The 17,664-nt window shown below is 58.0% G+C and carries 17 protein-coding genes; 6 read left to right on the plus strand and 11 right to left on the minus strand.

The genetic code is table 11. The annotated features are described in order from the left end of the window. Positions 1-152: 152 nt before the first annotated feature. The 3 genes from A1WC_RS04195 to A1WC_RS28085 all read right to left on the minus strand — a co-directional run bounded on the left by A1WC_RS04195 (position 153) and on the right by A1WC_RS28085 (position 3,543). Positions 153-1,334: a PLP-dependent aminotransferase family protein gene (locus A1WC_RS04195; protein ID WP_008806493.1), complete on the minus strand. Its 1,182-nt coding sequence runs from the start codon at positions 1,332-1,334 to the stop codon at positions 153-155. Positions 1,335-1,478: 144 nt separating this feature from the next. Further along, positions 1,479-3,344: a bifunctional glutathionylspermidine amidase/synthase gene (gene gss, locus A1WC_RS04190; protein WP_008806494.1), complete on the minus strand. Its 1,866-nt coding sequence runs from the start codon at positions 3,342-3,344 to the stop codon at positions 1,479-1,481. Between the two features lie 76 nt (positions 3,345-3,420). After that, positions 3,421-3,543: a hypothetical protein gene (locus tag A1WC_RS28085; RefSeq protein WP_004217169.1), complete on the minus strand. Its 123-nt coding sequence runs from the start codon at positions 3,541-3,543 to the stop codon at positions 3,421-3,423. Positions 3,544-3,563: 20 nt separating this feature from the next. Here A1WC_RS28085 and A1WC_RS04185 point away from each other — a divergent pair, with 20 nt between their 5' ends. Beyond that, positions 3,564-4,124, plus strand: coding sequence for a DsbA family protein (locus A1WC_RS04185; RefSeq protein WP_004150918.1), 561 nt, complete (start codon positions 3,564-3,566; stop codon positions 4,122-4,124). Between the two features lie 47 nt (positions 4,125-4,171). After that, entirely contained in the window at positions 4,172-5,038 is an 867-nt protein-coding gene (gene yghU, locus A1WC_RS04180; RefSeq protein ID WP_008806496.1) for a glutathione-dependent disulfide-bond oxidoreductase, read from the plus strand. Positions 5,039-5,110: 72 nt separating this feature from the next. On the opposite strand, the gene A1WC_RS04175 is transcribed toward yghU, so the two are convergent. From A1WC_RS04175 to exbB, 5 genes are all read right to left on the minus strand, one after another. Further along, positions 5,111-5,398 (minus strand): DUF2623 domain-containing protein, encoded by a 288-nt coding sequence (locus A1WC_RS04175; protein ID WP_002916743.1) that lies wholly within the window; start codon positions 5,396-5,398, stop codon positions 5,111-5,113. A gap of 78 nt (positions 5,399-5,476) precedes the next feature. Then, complete coding sequence (yghX, locus tag A1WC_RS04170) at positions 5,477-6,364, minus strand: YghX family hydrolase (RefSeq protein WP_012967220.1); 888 nt, start codon at positions 6,362-6,364, stop codon at positions 5,477-5,479. Positions 6,365-6,486: 122 nt separating this feature from the next. Next, entirely contained in the window at positions 6,487-6,981 is a 495-nt protein-coding gene (locus A1WC_RS04165) for a TIGR00645 family protein (protein ID WP_008806498.1), read from the minus strand. A gap of 140 nt (positions 6,982-7,121) precedes the next feature. Continuing rightward, positions 7,122-7,547 (minus strand): TonB system transport protein ExbD, encoded by a 426-nt coding sequence (gene exbD / locus A1WC_RS04160; protein ID WP_012967219.1) that lies wholly within the window; start codon positions 7,545-7,547, stop codon positions 7,122-7,124. A 6-nt stretch (positions 7,548-7,553) separates the two neighbouring features. Beyond that, positions 7,554-8,285, minus strand: coding sequence for a tol-pal system-associated acyl-CoA thioesterase (gene exbB / locus A1WC_RS04155; protein WP_004174395.1), 732 nt, complete (start codon positions 8,283-8,285; stop codon positions 7,554-7,556). A gap of 250 nt (positions 8,286-8,535) precedes the next feature. Between exbB and metC the strand changes: the two genes are divergently transcribed. Both metC and yghB read left to right on the plus strand, forming a co-directional pair. Next, complete coding sequence (gene metC / locus A1WC_RS04150) at positions 8,536-9,723, plus strand: cystathionine beta-lyase (RefSeq protein ID WP_016161838.1); 1,188 nt, start codon at positions 8,536-8,538, stop codon at positions 9,721-9,723. Between the two features lie 131 nt (positions 9,724-9,854). Beyond that, positions 9,855-10,514: a DedA family general envelope maintenance protein YghB gene (gene yghB / locus A1WC_RS04145; protein ID WP_004205217.1), complete on the plus strand. Its 660-nt coding sequence runs from the start codon at positions 9,855-9,857 to the stop codon at positions 10,512-10,514. 49 nt (positions 10,515-10,563) lie between these two features. Here the strand turns inward: yghB and A1WC_RS04140 are convergent, their stop codons facing one another. Beyond that, positions 10,564-11,463, minus strand: coding sequence for an AraC family transcriptional regulator (locus A1WC_RS04140; protein ID WP_012967218.1), 900 nt, complete (start codon positions 11,461-11,463; stop codon positions 10,564-10,566). A gap of 196 nt (positions 11,464-11,659) precedes the next feature. Here A1WC_RS04140 and yqhD point away from each other — a divergent pair, with 196 nt between their 5' ends. Both yqhD and dkgA read left to right on the plus strand, forming a co-directional pair. After that, positions 11,660-12,823, plus strand: coding sequence for an alcohol dehydrogenase (gene yqhD / locus A1WC_RS04135; RefSeq protein WP_008806500.1), 1,164 nt, complete (start codon positions 11,660-11,662; stop codon positions 12,821-12,823). 145 nt (positions 12,824-12,968) lie between these two features. Beyond that, a complete protein-coding gene (dkgA, locus tag A1WC_RS04130; protein ID WP_008806502.1) occupies positions 12,969-13,796 on the plus strand; it encodes a 2,5-didehydrogluconate reductase DkgA in 828 nt (275 codons plus the stop codon). An 86-nt stretch (positions 13,797-13,882) separates the two neighbouring features. Here the strand turns inward: dkgA and A1WC_RS04125 are convergent, their stop codons facing one another. Then, the gene (locus tag A1WC_RS04125; RefSeq protein ID WP_012540546.1) at positions 13,883-16,156 is read right to left on the minus strand and encodes a YgiQ family radical SAM protein; all 2,274 of its coding nucleotides are present in this window, start codon (positions 16,154-16,156) and stop codon (positions 13,883-13,885) included. A gap of 33 nt (positions 16,157-16,189) precedes the next feature. Then, the gene (gene ftsP, locus A1WC_RS04120) at positions 16,190-17,602 is read right to left on the minus strand and encodes a cell division protein FtsP (RefSeq protein WP_008806504.1); all 1,413 of its coding nucleotides are present in this window, start codon (positions 17,600-17,602) and stop codon (positions 16,190-16,192) included. Positions 17,603-17,664: the final 62 nt, after the last annotated feature.

Genomic DNA, 17,664 nt, shown 5'->3' on the forward strand with positions numbered 1-17,664 from the left:
GCGGTTGCTTTTCTCGCAGCGCTGATGCTGGTCTGGCTGGATGACCGGATCGCCGAGACAGATTGACCCTGGCGCTGGACGCTAACGTCAGTTCCTCCCGCTCTCGCCGCGAAGGGCTGTGCGCCGTCGTTACGCGGCGCACAGCAGAGTCATTACAGGGAGGCCGCCAGCCGCTCAACGGCCGTCAGCAACCCGGCCTCAGACACCGTGGAGTAGGAGAGACGCAGAGTACGGGTATCCGGCTTATCGTGATAGAACGCTTCGCCAGGAACGTAGACTACGCCGTTTTCCAGCGTTTTCTTCATCCATTCCATGGTATCGAACGGATAGCGGAAACGCGCCCACAGGAACATGCCACCCTGCGGGCGGCTGAATTCCAGGTGCTCGCCAAGGCGGCTTTCCAGCGCGTCGGCCAGCGCCACACACTTCTTGCGGTAGTCTTCGCGAATCAACGCAATCTGGTTCTCCAGCCGGTTCATGCCAAGGTACTCCGCGGTGATCACCTGCGACAGCATATTGGTATGCAGATCCGCCGCCTGCTTGACGATCACCGTCTGCTGCGCCAGCCAGTCCGGCATCACGACCCAGCCGATGCGCATCCCCGGCGCGAGGATCTTCGAAAAGGTCGAGGTGTAGACCACCTGATCTTCACAGCCCAGCTCAACCGCGTGCTGATAGAGCGGGCGTCGAACGGCGTCAGTGAAGCTAATTTCGCCATAGGGATCGTCTTCCAGAATGACGAAGTCATATTTTTTCGCCAGCTCAACCAGGCGACGACGACGCGTCTCGCTCAGCGTTTTGCCGCCGGGGTTGCCGAACGTCGGCACCAGATAAACGGCTTTGACGCGGGTGGTCTCCAGCAGGTCGGCCAGTTGCTCCACCAGCATCCCGTCATCATCGGTGTCGACACTGAGAATATTGGCCTGCGCCAGCTGAAACACCTGCAGCGCCGCCAGATAGGTGGGACGTTCAACGACGATAGTGTCACCTGGATCGAGCAGCGTACGAGCAACGATATCCAGCGATTGCTGCGAGCCGGAGGTGATATAGACCTGAGCGGGAGAACAGGTCACGCCACGGGAGTGACAGATTTCACTCACCGCCTGACGTAGCGGCGGGTAGCCCTCCGTCAGACCGTACTGGAATGCGTCATGAAAACGTTCGCTCATCACCTTCTGCACCGCCAGCTCCAGGCCTTCGGTATCAAACAATTCCGGGGCCGGAATGCCGCCGCCAAGCGAGATCACGCCGGGCAGTTTACTGTGCTTGAGAAGTTCGCGGACGGCGGAGGGCTTGAGTTCACCCGCGCGGGCGGCGAGACGCCGATCGTGCATACTATTTTCCTTTTCTGTCTTGTTGTTGTGTTAATTATCTTCGCTTCGTTGCAGGTGTTCCCGGCGGCGCTGACCATGCCGGGGCTATCCTTTTCTGTACGTTGTCACCCGGACAGGGGTATGCCGCTACCCGGGTTTCGCACGTCATGCTTTGTCTTTCAAAACGATTAACGGCTCGATATCGCTCTCTTTTTTCACCACCAGCGACGAATCGCCGCGCAGGCAGGTACCGCCGTAGTTACCACCAACGGTAAATGTGCACACCTGAATGTACTTACCGTCCACTTTCGGCAGGCACCACAGCTGCTGGTAGATATTCTTGCGATCGACAAACTGGCCGCTGGTCTTATCCAGAACCTCATCCTGAGGACCGATCAAATCGATATTGTTCCCGCAGCGTCCGGAAATGGGCTTCACGGCATAGCCGGTTTTCGCCAGCTCGTCGTTAACCACAAAATCGGTATCCAGCAGATAGCGATGATGCGGGAACAGCGACCACAGCACCGGCAGAATCGCTTTGTTACCCGGGATCACCGTCCACAGGGGTTCGAATACCAATACTTCAGGACGCAGCAGGACGTCAATCAGCCGCACCTCATTCTGCGGATGTCCGGTACGAATCGGCACCGCCGCGTACTCATCGGCGCTGACTTCGCGCACCTGCTCAATGGCGGTTTCCCATGCCCAGGTTTTCCAGACGCAGTTGACCAGCCGCCCGTCAGCGTCAATCAGCTGGCCGGCAGCGTCCCAGCGCAGCTCATCAAGGCCAAAGAGAATTTTGCTCTCAAAACCGGCCTGGGTCAGCGAACGCTGGATAAATTTCGCGTGGTAATTCTCTTCCAGATCCTTGTCCTGCATGATGTGGACGAAGGGCCGCGCCCGGCTGTGTTTCCACGCCCCCGCCAGCTCATCGAGCAGACCTTCCGCCGGATTGTGGCCGGTGCCGTAGTAGCCCTGCTTCAGCCACTGCTCAAGGATCAACCCGCCTTCGGTATGGCAGGAGGCGGAGTCGGCATTGTATTCGTACACCTTCAGCCCGCGCTCGTCCATGCAAAAATCCATGCGCCCGGTAATCATATGATGACGACGGCGCTGCCAGGAGAGACGCAGACGCGGCCAGAGGATTTTCGGGATATCAAACAGCGCCAGCAGGTTATCATCCTTCATCACCTTATCGGTGGCGTGCAGATACATCAGGTGCAGCTCGTTAGTGGCTTTGATCAGCTCCTGTTCGGCGCTTTCGCTGATGGTGAAATACTGGTAGGGATCCTGGTTGATGAAATGGCCGTTGGCCGCCACGTAGGCTTTCTGCAGCGGATCTTTCTCGTTCAGCCATTTGCCGCGGAACTGGCCGTTGTTCGGCAGCCGCGCGCCTTTGATCGCCATCGCCTCGCCCGGCAGCACCGGCTGCGGCAAGCTGTGTTCGGTATCGGCGGTCTGGATCATCCAGCCTAAAATTTCGGTATCGGTAAAGGTATCTTTGATGGTGTACCGGCCGGCGTTGACCTCGAGGGTCAGCTCGCGGGTCCACTGCTGGCCCTGCGGCAGCGGCGAGTGAATGACGTTCTGCTCGGCGATACGCACTTTATTGCCGACAAGCTGGGTGATCACCGCGACGTGGCCGGTGTGCTTAAACTCGCCTCCCTTCTGCCAGATCAGTAACGAACCGGCGATGGGCGGACGGCGGGAACCGTTGGCGAAGGCCTGCAGCGGCAAAATATTGTCATTGACCACTTCACGCAGGAAACGCAGGGAGAAGATTTCATATGCCATCCCCACATCGGTAAAGACAAACCCGTAGGTCAGGAACAGAAAGCGGCGTGCAAACTCGACGCACTGCCATTTATGCCCCATATACTCATTGCCGATGTAGCTGCGAAACGTCGCGTCATCCGGGTAGTCTTGCGGATTTAAGCTACTGTAATTCGATGAATAAATCGCCACGCCGCCGGGCGCGTAGCCTAACAATGTCCCAAACGGGGCGTCACTGCTTGTCGATCCTTTGCTCATTTAGCCTGACCTCAAATTAATGCAGCCCGGGCAGTTGGCGAAACAAAACTCCCTCTTCTTATCCTGCCGCAGGCACTTACCAGACAGAGGTGTAACGATGATACCACTCATTCGTTTCGCTAATCGTGCCGTTAAGGAAAATAACCCTGCAGCCGGAAACAAAAGTGATATCGTTATCGGTGATATAACAAAAAAACAACGCAACATCAGGAGTCGACAATGAGCACACCCTCGCATCTGAATGCCCAACCGCTGGTCTGGGGACACGGTCCGCGGACGTTTGAGGTGTTCCTTGAGCCCACCTGCCCCTACTCTGTCCGCGCGTTTAATAAGCTCGACGACCTGCTTGATGAGGTCGGCGCCGATAACGTCACCATCAAGATACGCCTGCAGTCGCAGCCGTGGCATCTGTTCTCCGGGGTGATTGTCCGCTGCATCCTCGCCGCGTCTACCCTGCCGCACGGCAGAGAGCAGGCGCATAAGGTGATGCAGGCCGTGGCCGACCATCGGGAAGAGTTTGAGTTTACCGATCACTGCAGCGGGCCGAACATGAACGCCACGCCGCAGCAAATCATTGAGCGCATTGAACGTTACAGTCACGTGCTGCTGGGGGCCGCCTTTGCCCGCCCGGAGCTGCAGGACGTGATCAAGTGGCACAGTAAATACGCCCGTCAGAACGGCATTCACGTCTCGCCGACCTTTATGGTCAATGGCCTGGTGCAGCCGGATCTGGGCAGCGGCGATGATGTCAGCGTGTGGGCCGCGCGGATTATGGCCTGAGGTCACCTGCTACACTTTTTGTACATCCACGAAAAAGGCAAACCAGCATGTCAGAGCAAAACTACCAGCCACCCAAAGTGTGGGAATGGAAGCAAAACAGCGGCGGCGCGTTCGCCAATATCAACCGTCCCGTTTCCGGCGCGACCCATGAACGCGTCCTGCCGGTCGGGACCCATCCGCTCCAGCTATACTCACTGGGCACGCCCAACGGCCAGAAGGTGACCATCATGCTGGAGGAGCTGCTGGCGCTGGGCGTCAGCGGCGCGGAGTACGACGCCTGGCTAATACGCATTGGCGAAGGGGATCAGTTTTCCAGCGGCTTTGTCGATATCAACCCGAACTCGAAGATCCCGGCCCTCAGCGACCACTCCACCACGCCGCCGACCCGGGTATTTGAGTCCGGCAACATTCTTCTCTATCTGGCGGAAAAATTTGGCTTCTTCCTGCCAAAAGATCCTGCCGGCCGCACCGAAACCCTCAACTGGCTGTTCTGGCTGCAGGGCGCGGCGCCGTTCCTCGGCGGCGGCTTCGGCCACTTCTATAACTATGCGCCGGTGAAGATCGAGTACGCGATCGACCGCTTTACGATGGAAGCCAAACGCCAGCTCGACGTGCTGGACAAACAGCTCGCCCGCGGTCGCTATGTGGCCGGCGAGGAGTACACCATCGCCGATATGGCTGTCTGGCCGTGGTATGGCAACGTAGTGCTGGGCAATGTCTATAACGCGGCGGAGTTCCTCGACGCCGGGAGCTATAAAAACGTGCTGCGCTGGGCGCAGGATGTCGGCAACCGCCCGGCCGTCAAGCGCGGACGCATCGTCAACCGCACCAACGGCCCGCTCAATGAGCAGCTACATGAGCGCCACGACGCCCGCGACTTTGACACCCAAACGGAAGATAAGCGCCAGGCGTAAGGTCTTCACCCTTTCCCGCTGACGGGAAAGGGTTCCCACCACAGGACGGCTCCGCCTGCGAAGCCGTCCTGTTTAGCTTTCCAGCCGATAGCCCGCCAGAAAATAGCGCATCGCCATACCCGACCCACCTTCTTTGAAGAAATCCATCACCATATCTCTGTCAAGGCCATAGCGACGGGTCAGGATCCCCGCCTCCCACGCGCTGAGCTGACGGTCGCCGGTTTTTTCAAACATGCGGTGCGAGTAGCCGAGCACAAACCCGCGTTTATAGTCGGCGCAAAAATTCGCCGCATGCGCGGCGGTGTCAGCATAGGATGCCTGTAGCCCCGCCATTAAGCCTTTGCCAAAATGATTTTCCATCGCGCCCTCCCAATCGTTATATAATAAATTATATAGCGTTTTTTTGAGCGAGCGGTAGCGCTATTTATGACGTTTGCGCTAGCGTAAATACTTCTCAAACCATGCCAGCGTGCGTTGCCAGGCCAGATCAGCCGCAGCCCGATCGTAGCGCGGCGTGGAATCATTATGAAAGCCGTGATTCACGCCCTGATAGAGATAGGCCTCGTAGACTTTATGGTGTTCCTTCAACGCCTGTTCATAGGCGGGCCAGCCTTCATTAATGCCGCTATCGAGGCCGGCATAGTGCAGCAGCAGCGGCGCTTTAATTTTATCGACCTCCTTCAGCGGCGGCTGGCGGCCGTAAAACGGCACCGCGCAGGCTAGCTCCGGGATCGCCACCGCCGCCGCGTTGCTGACGCCGCCGCCGTAACAAAACCCGGTGATACCGACCTTCCCCGTCGCCTGTGGATGCTTCGCCATAAACGCGACCGCCGCAAAAAAATCATTCATCAGCTTCACGGGATCGACTTTCTGCTGTAGCAAGCGGCCTTCATCATCATTCCCCGGATAGCCGCCGACGGCGCTCAGGCCATCCGGCGCCAGCGCGATATATCCCGCTTTCGCGACCCGCCGGGCTACGTCTTCAATGTAGGGATTCAGGCCTCGGTTCTCATGTACCACCACAACGGCGGGCGCTTTGTCGGCTATTTTCGTCGGCGTCACCAGGTAAGCCCGCACTTCGCCGTGGCCGTCAGGAGAGGGATAATGAATATACTCCGGACGGATATCCGGATCGGTGAACGGTACCTGCTCTGCCAGGGCATAGTCGGGCTTCAGCAGATTAAACAGCGCCAGCGCGGTCATCCCGCCGACAGTATATTTCCCCGCCAGCTGGAGAAACTCGCGTTTGCTGATTTTGCCGTGGGCATAGTAGTCATAATACTCGAGCAGCTGCTGCGGGAAATCTTTGGCCGTTAATCGCGTCATCACCCTGCCTCCGTTGTTAAGCGCCCTTTAAGCAAAGCAGAAGCCCGGACATACGCCAGCGCAGAGAAGCAGAAACGGGGGAGAAAAAAGCCCAGCGGCTAACACCGCCGGGAGAGAAGAGATCAGTGTTTCACTTTGTTCAGACGATCGAGATAGCCCATCACAAAGGCCGAAAGGACGAAGGTCAGGTGGATAATCACGTACCACATCAGCTTGTTGTCCGGCACGTTTTTCGCATCCATAAACACCCGCAGCAGGTGGATAGAGGAGATCGCCACAATTGACGCCGCGACTTTATTCTTCAGGGAGGTGGCGTCCATTTTACCGAGCCAGCTCAGCTTCTCTTTCCCTTCATTGATATCCAGCTGCGACACGAAATTCTCATAGCCCGAGAACATCACCATCACCAGCAGGCCACCCACCAGGGTCATGTCCACCAGCGACAGCAGCGTCAGGATCAATTCCGACTCGCTGACGCTGAAGATATGCGGCAGAACGTGGACGATCTCCTGAAAAAATTTGATGGTCAGCGCGACCAGTCCCAGCGAAAGGCCAAAATAAACCGGTGCCAGCAGCCAGCGCGAAGTGTACATAGCGTTTTCCAGAAAGCGTTCCATATAATCCTGTTAGTTAACAAAAAGAAGCGACATTATATCTCAGACAGATAACGTGATGGCAACGCCAGGCCAACACATCGCCGGCAGACGGCCATAAAAAAGGCCGGCGCGCGGCCAGCCTTTTCAGGAACAGAATCGGATTATTTGGCTTTGACGGTCTCTTCGCCCACCAGCCCGATCTTGAGATAGCCCGCCTGATGCAGGGTATCCATCACTTTCATCATCGTCTCGTAATCGACGGTTTTATCCGCGCGGAAGAAGACAGTGGTATCTTTTTTGCCGGCGGTCAGGCTATCCAGGGCGTTAATCATATTCGCTTCGGTAATCGGGTCGTTGCCGAGGAACATGCTCTTATCCGCCTTCACCGACAGATAAATGGGTTTTTCCGGTCGCGGTTGCGGCTGGCTGGAGGAGGCCGGCAGATTCACCTTCACGTCAACCGTCGCCAGCGGCGCAGCCACCATAAAGATAATCAGCAGAACCAGCATGACGTCGATAAACGGCGTCACGTTGATCTCATGCATTTCGCCGTTATCGTCCAGATTTTCATTAAGACGCATCGCCATAGCCGATCAACCTACCCGTAATTTCTGCGCGCTACGCACCGGCTTCACACCGCTGGCGCTGAGGTCCAGGTCGCGACTTTGCAGCAGCAGCACCTGAGCGGCGACGTCGCCGAGCGAGGCCTTGTAGCTGCCAATCATGCGGGCAAAGATGTTATAGATGACCACCGCCGGGATGGCGGCGAACAGGCCGATGGCCGTCGCCAGCAGCGCTTCCGCGATGCCCGGCGCTACCACCGCAAGGTTGGTAGTCTGCGTCTGGGCGATACCGATAAAGCTGTTCATGATGCCCCAGACGGTCCCGAACAGACCCACGAACGGCGAAATGGCGCCGATGGTGGCCAGATAACCATTGCCGCGCCCCATATGGCGACCGACCGCCGCGACGCGGCGCTCAAGGCGAAAACCGGTGCGTTCCTTGATGCCTTCATTGTCTTCGGCACCGGCAGAGAGTTCGAGTTCGTTCTGCGCTTCATTGATAAGCTGGGTGGTCAGGCTCTTCGCCTCAAAGGCGCTGGCGATATCGCTGGCCTGATCGAGAGAGCGGGCTTCCGCCAGCTGCTGCTGTTCACGTTTGAGGCGTCGCTTGCTGGCGAGGATTTCCGCCCCTTTGCCGAAAAAGATGGCCCAGGTGACGACCGACGCCAGAATCAGGCCAATCATCACCACCTTAACGACAATATCGGCATGATGATACATACCCCAAACGGAGAGATCCGCCTGCATCAAATTATTACCCACGCTCTATCTCCACGACGATAATCACAAAACCTGCCCACAATAATATCAAAACGACATCGAATTGATAGTGGTTCTCATTAGTATTTACACTGTGCAGCAAATCACGTTTATTTTCCTTGCGCTCACGCAGTAAAAAAGCGGCTTAGCGCGGGCCTGGTAAAATTTTCGCCTGTATCGGCGCCGCGCTGGTACAGAAAAGAAGATTCATGCTAGTTTAGACGTCCAGACGTATAAAAACAGGTTCATCAACATGGCTGATAAACATCTTGATACCGCGCTGGTCAACGCCGGACGGAGCAAAAAATATACCCAGGGCTCAGTGAACAGCGTGATCCAGCGCGCGTCATCGCTGGTTTTCGACACCGTAGAGGCCAAAAAACACGCCACCCGCAACCGGGCTAACGGCGAGCTGTTCTACGGGCGTCGCGGCACCCTGACCCACTTCTCACTGCAGGAAGCGATGTGCGAGCTGGAAGGCGGCGCCGGCTGCGCCCTCTTCCCCTGTGGCGCGGCCGCGGTGGCCAACACCATCCTGGCGTTCGTCGAACAGGGCGACCATGTGCTGATGACCAATACCGCCTATGAGCCAAGCCAGGATTTTTGTACCAAAATTCTCGCTAAACTCGGCGTCGCCACCAGCTGGTTCGATCCCCTCATTGGCGCCGATATTGCCCAACTTATTCGGCCGGAGACTCGCGTGGTGTTCCTGGAATCGCCCGGCTCCATCACCATGGAAGTGCATGATGTGCCAGCGATTGTCGCCTCCGTGCGTCAGGTCGCGCCGGAAGCGATTATCATGATCGATAACACCTGGGCGGCGGGGATCCTGTTCAAAGCGCTGGATTTTGGCATTGATATTTCCATTCAGGCAGGCACCAAATACCTGATCGGCCATTCCGACGCCATGGTCGGCACCGCGGTGGCGAACGCGCGCTGCTGGCCGCAGCTGCGTGAGAATGCCTATCTGATGGGACAAATGCTGGACGCCGATACCGCCTATATGACCAGCCGCGGCCTGCGCACCCTGGGCGTGCGCCTGCGTCAGCATCATGAAAGCAGCCTGCGCATCGCCGAGTGGCTGGCGCAGCATCCGCAGGTGGCGCGGGTCAACCACCCCGCCCTGCCCGGCAGTAAAGGCCATGAGTTCTGGAAGCGCGATTTTACCGGCAGCAGCGGGCTGTTCTCGTTTGTGCTCAACAAGCGTCTCAACGACGCTGAGCTGGCAGCGTATCTCGACAACTTCAGCCTGTTCAGCATGGCCTACTCGTGGGGCGGCTTTGAATCGCTGATTCTGGCCAATCAGCCGGAGCAAATCGCTCACATCCGACCGGATGCGGAAGTCGACTTCAGCGGCACGTTGATCCGTTTGCACATTGGTCTCGAAAATGTTGACGATCTGCAGGCGGATTTAGCAGCGGGCTTCGCGCGTATCGTGTAAAGTGACAGTCAGTGGCAACAAAAGCGGACGCTTTTTAGCAAAGCGGCCGCTTTTGTTGCGCCCGGGATCAAGGTGCTCGGGTCTCTTCAGGAGTACACTAGTCAACAATACGGTACCACTTAGGAAAGTCCATGGTTGTCATTCAAGAGATTGTCGCCGCGTTGTGGCAACATGATTTTGCCGCATTGGCGAACCCTCACGTTGTGGGCGTTGTATATCTGGTTATGTTCGCCACCCTGTTTCTGGAAAACGGGCTGCTGCCCGCGTCCTTTTTACCGGGGGACAGCCTGCTGCTGCTCGCCGGCGCGCTGATTGCTAAAGGCGTCATGGACTTTGTGCCCACTATCGCCATTCTGACCGCCGCCGCCAGCCTCGGCTGCTGGTTGAGCTATGTGCAAGGGCGCTGGCTGGGCAATACGCAAACGGTGAAAGGCTGGCTGGCGCATCTGCCGCATAAGTACCATCAGCGCGCCACCTGTATGTTTGATCGCCACGGCCTGCTGGCGCTGCTCGCGGGCCGCTTTCTGGCATTTGTCCGCACCCTGCTGCCAACCATGGCGGGGATTTCCGGCCTGCCGAACCGCCGCTTTCAGTTCTTCAACTGGCTGAGCGCCCTGCTGTGGGTTGGTGTGGTCACGGGTCTCGGCTATGCGCTGAGCATGATCCCGTTTGTGAAGCGCCATGAAGATCAGGTCATGACCTGCCTGATGATCCTGCCGATTGCTCTGCTGCTGGCGGGCCTGCTCGGCACGCTGTTCGTGGTGATCAAAAAGAAATACTGCAGCGCCTGACGGCCACCTGCCGGGGGGCCTGCGCCCGCCCGGCTTGCCCTTCCCGATATTACATGCCCTGCATCGTGCGAATTCGTGCGGCATCTTCCCCGGGCGTCATACCGAAGTAGCGCTTAAACTCGCGGCTGAACTGCGAAGGACTTTCATACCCCACCCGCATCGCCGCCGCGCTGGCCTTCATGCCGTCATGGATCATCAGCATGCGCGCCTTGTGCAAACGGTAGGTTTTCAAATACTGCAGCGGTGAAGTACTGGTCACCGATTTAAAATTATGGTGAAACGCCGAGACGCTCATATTCGCCTCTGCCGCCAGCCGATCGACGCTCAGGTTTTCGGTGTACTGGCTCTCGATGTGTTTCAGCACGCGACTTATCAAACTGAAATGGGTCTGTCGGCTGACCAACGCCAGCAGTGCGCCGCCGCAGGGGCCCGTCAGCACATAGTAGAGGATTTCACGGATAATCTGCTTGCCAAGAATGCGCGCGTCCAGCGGACGATCCATGACGTCGAGCAGCCGTTCGGCAGCGCATAAAATATCTTCGGAAAGCACTGCCGAATTTATTCCGCTGGAGGCGACGGCGGGCTGAAACAGCGGATCCTCGCCAATATCCATCAGCAGCTCCTGCAGTTGCAGGATATCGACGTTCAGACGCATCCCGGCGAGGGGCACCTCCGGGGTGGCAAAGGTTTCGCATTCGAAGGGCAGCGGCACGGTCAGCAGCAGATATTCATTTGTGTCGTAGCGAAAAGTCCGCTCATTGATATAACCAATTTTATGGCCGGAAAAGAGAAAAACGATCCCCGGCTGATACATCACCGGCGTCCGGGTACCCGGCTGCGTCCCATACAGCAGGCGGACGTCAGGCAGCAGCGAACTTAACAGTTCGTGCTTATCTTTCAGCTGGTTAATCTTCTCTGTCAATATCTGGCATATCTGTGCGTGTTGCATTGCCACCGCCTCTCCCGATGTTTCTTCACCCATACATTGTGCGCAGGCTGGCGAGAATTCTCCAGCCACATGGAGAAATAGGCAAGACATCGGCAGAAATGTGCATTGAGGGTCAACGGCGCCAGGACCACAATAACCGTCATCTGGCAGCGGTATCGTCCCTGTCGGCGGTTTTACTCTTTTGAGGACACTAGCAATGAATAATTTTGACCTGCATACCCCAACCCGCATTCTGTTTGGCAAAGGCGCGATTGAAAAGCTGCGTGAACAGATCCCGGCGGAGGCTCGCGTACTGATCACCTACGGCGGCGGCAGCGTGAAAAAAACGGGCGTCCTGGATCAGGTACTCACCGCCCTGAATGGCCTGGATGTCCTTGAATTTGGCGGCATCGAGCCGAACCCGTCTTACGAAACTCTGATGAACGCCGTGAAGCTCGCCCGTGAAGAGAAGGTCACCTTCCTGCTGGCGGTCGGCGGCGGTTCAGTACTGGATGGCACCAAGTTCATCGCCGCGGCGGCCCATTACGACGCCGCTATCGATCCATGGGAAATTCTGGAAACTTACGGCAGTAAGATCGCCAGCGCCATTCCAATGGGTTCGGTTCTGACTCTGCCAGCGACCGGTTCTGAATCAAACAAAGGGGCGGTGATTTCGCGGAAAACCACCGGCGACAAACGCGCGTTTATGTCTTCGCACGTCCAGCCACAGTTCGCGATCCTCGACCCGGTTTACACCTACACTCTGCCACCGCGCCAGGTCGCCAACGGCGTGGTTGACGCCTTCGTCCATACCGTTGAACAGTACGTCACCTACCCGGTTGACGGCAAAATTCAGGACCGTTTCGCCGAAGGCATTCTGCTGACGCTGGTGGAAGATGGCCCGAAAGCGCTGCAGGAACCAGAGAACTACGACGTGCGCGCTAATATTATGTGGGCGGCGACTCAGGCGCTGAACGGTCTTATCGGCGCTGGCGTACCGCAGGACTGGGCGACCCATATGCTCGGCCACGAACTGACGGCGATGCATGGTCTGGATCACGCCCAGACGCTGGCTATCGTGCTGCCGGCGCTGTGGAATGAGAAACGCGATACCAAGCGCGCGAAGCTGCTGCAGTATGCCGAGCGCGTATGGAATATCACCGAGGGCTCCGAAGAACAGCGTATCGATGCCGCTATTGCCGCAACCCGTAGTTTCTTCGAGCAGATGGGGGTGCCGACCCGCCTCTCCGATTACGGTCTCGACGGTAGCTCCATCCCGGCGCTGCTGGCGAAACTGGAAGAGCACGGCATGACCAAACTGGGCGAACATCAGGATATCACCCTGGACGTCAGCCGCCGTATTTACGAGGCTGCTCGCTAATTTAACCCCGCCTGATTCACCTCTCCTTACGTTAAACAAACGTCGGGGAGAGGTGTTTTTACTACCGTTTTTAGCTATTTCGTCCAGACTTAATGCTACCCCTCGGCGGATTCTGCCTCGCCGAGTTCATTAACAGGAGGAAGGCATGACACATCCAACCGTTATAAAACTACACGACGGCAACCTGATGCCGCAGCTGGGTCTCGGCGTGTGGAAAGCTGGCAACGAGGAAGTCGTCTCCGCCATTCATAAGGCGCTGGAAGTCGGTTATCGCTCTTTTGACACCGCCGCCGCGTACCAAAATGAGGCCGGCGTCGGCAACGCGCTGCACAGCGCAGGCGTCAATCGCGATGAGCTGTTCATCACCACCAAGCTGTGGAACGACGATCAAAAACGGCCGCACGAGGCGCTGAAAGAGAGCCTCAGCAAGCTGAAGCTCGACTATGTGGATCTCTACTTAATCCACTGGCCGGTGCCGGCGATCGGCCATTACGTCGAAGCCTGGCAGGCGCTGATCGAGCTGCAGCAGCAGGGGCTGGCGAAAAGCATCGGCGTGTGTAATTTCCAGGTCCCGCATCTGCAGAAGCTGATTGATGAAACCGGCGTCGCACCGGTGATCAACCAGATTGAGCTCCATCCGCTGCTGCAGCAGCGTCAGCTGCATGCCTGGAACGCCACCCACAAGATCCAGACCGAATCCTGGAGCCCGCTGGCCCAGGGCGGTAAAGGGGTGTTCGATCAGAAAGTCATCCACCAGCTCGCCGATAAGTACGGCAAAACGCCGGCGCAAATCGTCATCCGCTGGCATCTTGATAGCGGTCTGGTGGTGATCCCGAAATCAGTGACGCCGTCGCGTATCGCGGAAAACTTTAACGTCTGGGATTTCCGTCTCGACAAAGACGAACTCAGCGAAATCGCGAAGCTGGACCAGGGCAAGCGTTTAGGGCCCGATCCGGATCAGTTTGGCGGCTAACATATAAAAAAGCCGGATAGCGCTGACGCTTATCCGGCTCTCCAACTGGCCCGGTCAGCAAAGCGCTACCGGGCACAACGTCAGGCTTAACGCCCGGCGACTTTACCGCGTTTGACCGGTTTTTTCGCCGTCGTTTCACCGTTAGAACGCTGATGTACAATCGGCGTGTGCTTGGTCAGCGCCGGACGGGTATGGCGGTTCTGGCGACGCGCTTCGCGCATCTCATCCAGCGTCGGGGCAGGCACCAGGCAGTCGCGGCGTGAGCCAATCAGGTGCTTTTTACCCATCGCCTCCAGCGCCTGACGGATCAGTGGCCAGTTTGCCGGATCGTGATAGCGCAGCAGCGCTTTATGCAGACGGCGCTGTTTATCGCCCTTCGGCACCACCACCTCTTCGCTCTTATAGCCAATCTTGCCCAGCGGGTTCTTGCCGGTGTAATACATGGTGGTCGAGTTCGCCAACGGCGACGGATAGAAGTTCTGCACCTGGTCGAGACGGAAGCGATGTTTCTTCAGCCACAGCGCCAGGTTCACCATATCTTCATCACGGGTCCCCGGGTGAGCGGAGATAAAGTACGGGATCAGATACTGTTCTTTACCCGCCTGCTTCGAATAGGTATCAAACAATTCTTTAAAGCGGTCGTAGCTGCCCATCCCCGGCTTCATCATCTTCGACAGCGGCCCCTCTTCGGTATGCTCCGGGGCGATCTTCAGATAGCCGCCGACGTGGTGGGTCGCCAGCTCTTTGATATAGCGCGGATCTTCGACGGCGATGTCATAGCGTACGCCAGAGGCAATGAGGATCTTCTTAATGCCCTTCAGCTCACGGGCGCGACGGTAAAGATTGATCGTCGGCTCATGGTTGGTATCCATGTGCGGGCAGATATCCGGGTAGACGCAGGAGAGACGGCGGCAGGTCTGCTCGGCGCGTGGCGATTTGCAGCGCAGCATATACATGTTGGCCGTTGGTCCGCCGAGATCGGAGATCACCCCGGTAAAGCCGGGCACCGTGTCGCGAATGGCTTCGATTTCATTAATGATCGAATCTTCTGAACGGCTCTGGATAATGCGCCCTTCGTGCTCGGTGATTGAGCAGAACGAACAGCCGCCGAAGCAGCCGCGCATGATGTTGATCGAGAAACGGATCATCTCATACGCCGGGATACGCGCGTCGCCGTAAGCAGGATGCGGCACACGCTTGTACGGCAGCGCGAAGACGCTGTCCATCTCTTCAGTCGAGAGCGGGATTGCCGGCGGGTTGATCCAGATATAGCGTTCGCCATGCTTTTGCATCAGCGCCCGGGCGCAGCCGGGGTTGGTTTCATGGTGCAGAATACGCGAAGCGTGAGCGTACAGGACCTTATCGCCTTTCACCTTCTCGAAGGAAGGCAGCAGCACATAGGTCTTTTCCCACGGTTTGGGCCGCGGCGGCTGCACGGTGATGCTTTTGGCTTCCTGCTTTTTCGGCGCAACCGGCTTGTTATCGGCACACGGCAGATCCTCACCGTACGGATGCGGGATGGGATCAATTTTGCCAGGCGTATCCAGGCGGGTGGAATCGACGCCGCTCCAGCCCGGCAGCGCCTCTTTCACCATGATGGCGGTATTGCGCACATCGCGGATCTGGTCGATGGTTTCGCCCATCGCCAGGCGATGCGCGACTTCCACCAGCGGACGCTCGCCGTTGCCGAACATCAGCATATCGGCCTTGGAGTCCACCAGCACCGAGCGGCGCACGGTATCGGACCAGTAATCATAATGCGCGGTACGGCGCAGGCTGGCCTCGATGCCGCCAAGGATCACCGGCACGTCTTTCCACGCCTCTTTACAGCGCTGGGTGTAGACCAGGGTGGCGCGGTCCGGGCGTTTACCCGCCACGTTGCCGGCGGTGTAAGCATCGTCATGGCGCAGCTTACGGTCGGCGGTGTAGCGGTTGATCATCGAGTCCATATTGCCCGCGGTCACGCCGAAGAACAGGTTCGGCTTACCCAGGCGCATAAAGTCGTCTTTGCTGTTCCAGTCCGGCTGGGAAATGATCCCCACCCGGAACCCCTGCGCTTCCAGCATACGGCCGCAGATGGCCATCCCGAAGCTCGGGTGGTCGACGTAGGCGTCGCCGGTCACCAGAATAATGTCGCAGCTATCCCAGCCAAGTTGGTCCATCTCTTCACGCGACATCGGTAAAAATGGCGCAGGGCCAAAACAGGCAGCCCAGTATTGCGGCCAGGAAAAAAGGTCACGATCCGGTTGGATCAGGGATATTGCGCTCATATTGCTTCCGGGGGAAATGATAAAAAAATAACCAAAAGGGCGTGGATTATAAGCCGGAATGATAGTGGAAATGAAGGAGGATTTTCTCAAACCCTGACCGTGTTCCGGCCAGGGTTGAAGAGATTACGGCGCGGGATTCACCAGCATCTGGCCGATCGAGCCGCGGTCGGCAAGCTCCAGCGTCTGGCTCAGATACTGGAACGGGAAGTGCGGCCACGACGGCTGAGCATAGTAGACCAGCAGTTCAACCTGCCCGTCGACCCACACGGTGTCCTTCCAGCCGCGATCTTCCGGGAAGGGCGACGAGCCGTTGACGTTACGGATCTGGAACATCACCCCTTCAATATGGAACGACTGCGGGCGGTCGGCGCGCACCGTCCAGCGCTCCCAGGTCCCCTGTTGCGCCGTGATATCGATACGCTGCGGATCCCACAGCTGGCCGTTGATGCCCGGATCGTCGCCAAGGGTGATATCCCGGCTGCGGATCGGCGTGCCGGAGAGCAGTTCGGTCGGCAGCAGACGCACCGGCAGACTGTCGGTGACCAGCGGCAGCAGCCCGGTCGGCCGCAGGGTCAACACCAGCGTGGAGACCAGGATGCTTGACGGTTCAAAAAAGCCGCGGATACGGTCGACAATACTCGCCGCTTCTCCGCAGGTAATGGACACTTCATCGCCGTTGGTCATATCGACCAGAATTTCACGCCGTTCCCCCGGCCCCAGCGACAGCTGCTTGAGCGAGACCGGCGCCGGCAGGAACCCCTGATCCCCGGAAATCACATGCAGCAGTCGGCCATCGCTCATCTGCAGCTGATAGCGCCGGGAGTTGGAGGCGTTCAGCAGGCGCAGGCGCACCCAGCCGCGCGACACTTCGACATAGGGGCTCTGCACGCCGTTAACCAGCAGCGTATCGCCAACGAAGCCGCCGCTCCCCGGTTCGCTATATTCCGGCGTGCCGAAGTTATCCAGCCGCTTGTCCTGAATAATCACCGGGAAGTCATCAACGCCGTAGTGGTTAGGGATTGGCAGGTTCTTGCTGACCTCATCTTCCACCAGCCACATGCCGGCCAGGCCGTTGTATACCTGCTTCGCCATCCGGTTCGGCGTGTTGGCCTGATACCACAAGGTGGCAGCGCTCTGGCGGATAGGCAGCACCGGCGCCCAGTCGGCGTTCGGCGACATCATACGCGCCGCGCCGCCGATCAGCGGGCCAGGCACCTGCAGACCGCGGATGGTCATCGCGACATTCTCAGTCAGACGGTTGCTGTAGATAAGCTTGACGTCGTCCCCGCTCCAGACGCGGATCGTCGGCCCCATGTAGCGGCCATTGATCCCCCAGACGGGGGCGCGAGTGCCTGGCGTAAACGACCAGTGCGAACGCTGCAGCGTCAGAAACAGCGGCTGACCGCGACGCGATTCCAGCAGCGGCGGAACCGGCAGCGCAAGCTGCTGGCCGGCGGCATGGGCTTTCAGCGGCGCGGCGCCAGCGCACAGCGCTACGCCGGAAGCCTTAATAAACTGACGCCGACTGAGTGACATATTAACTCCATGACATACTGACAAATGAAAAAGGGAATTCGTTTCCCGCCAGCAATACGCGC

This window comes from Klebsiella sp. KTE92 (assembly GCF_000398905.1).
Lineage (GTDB): Bacteria > Pseudomonadota > Gammaproteobacteria > Enterobacterales > Enterobacteriaceae > Klebsiella > Klebsiella variicola.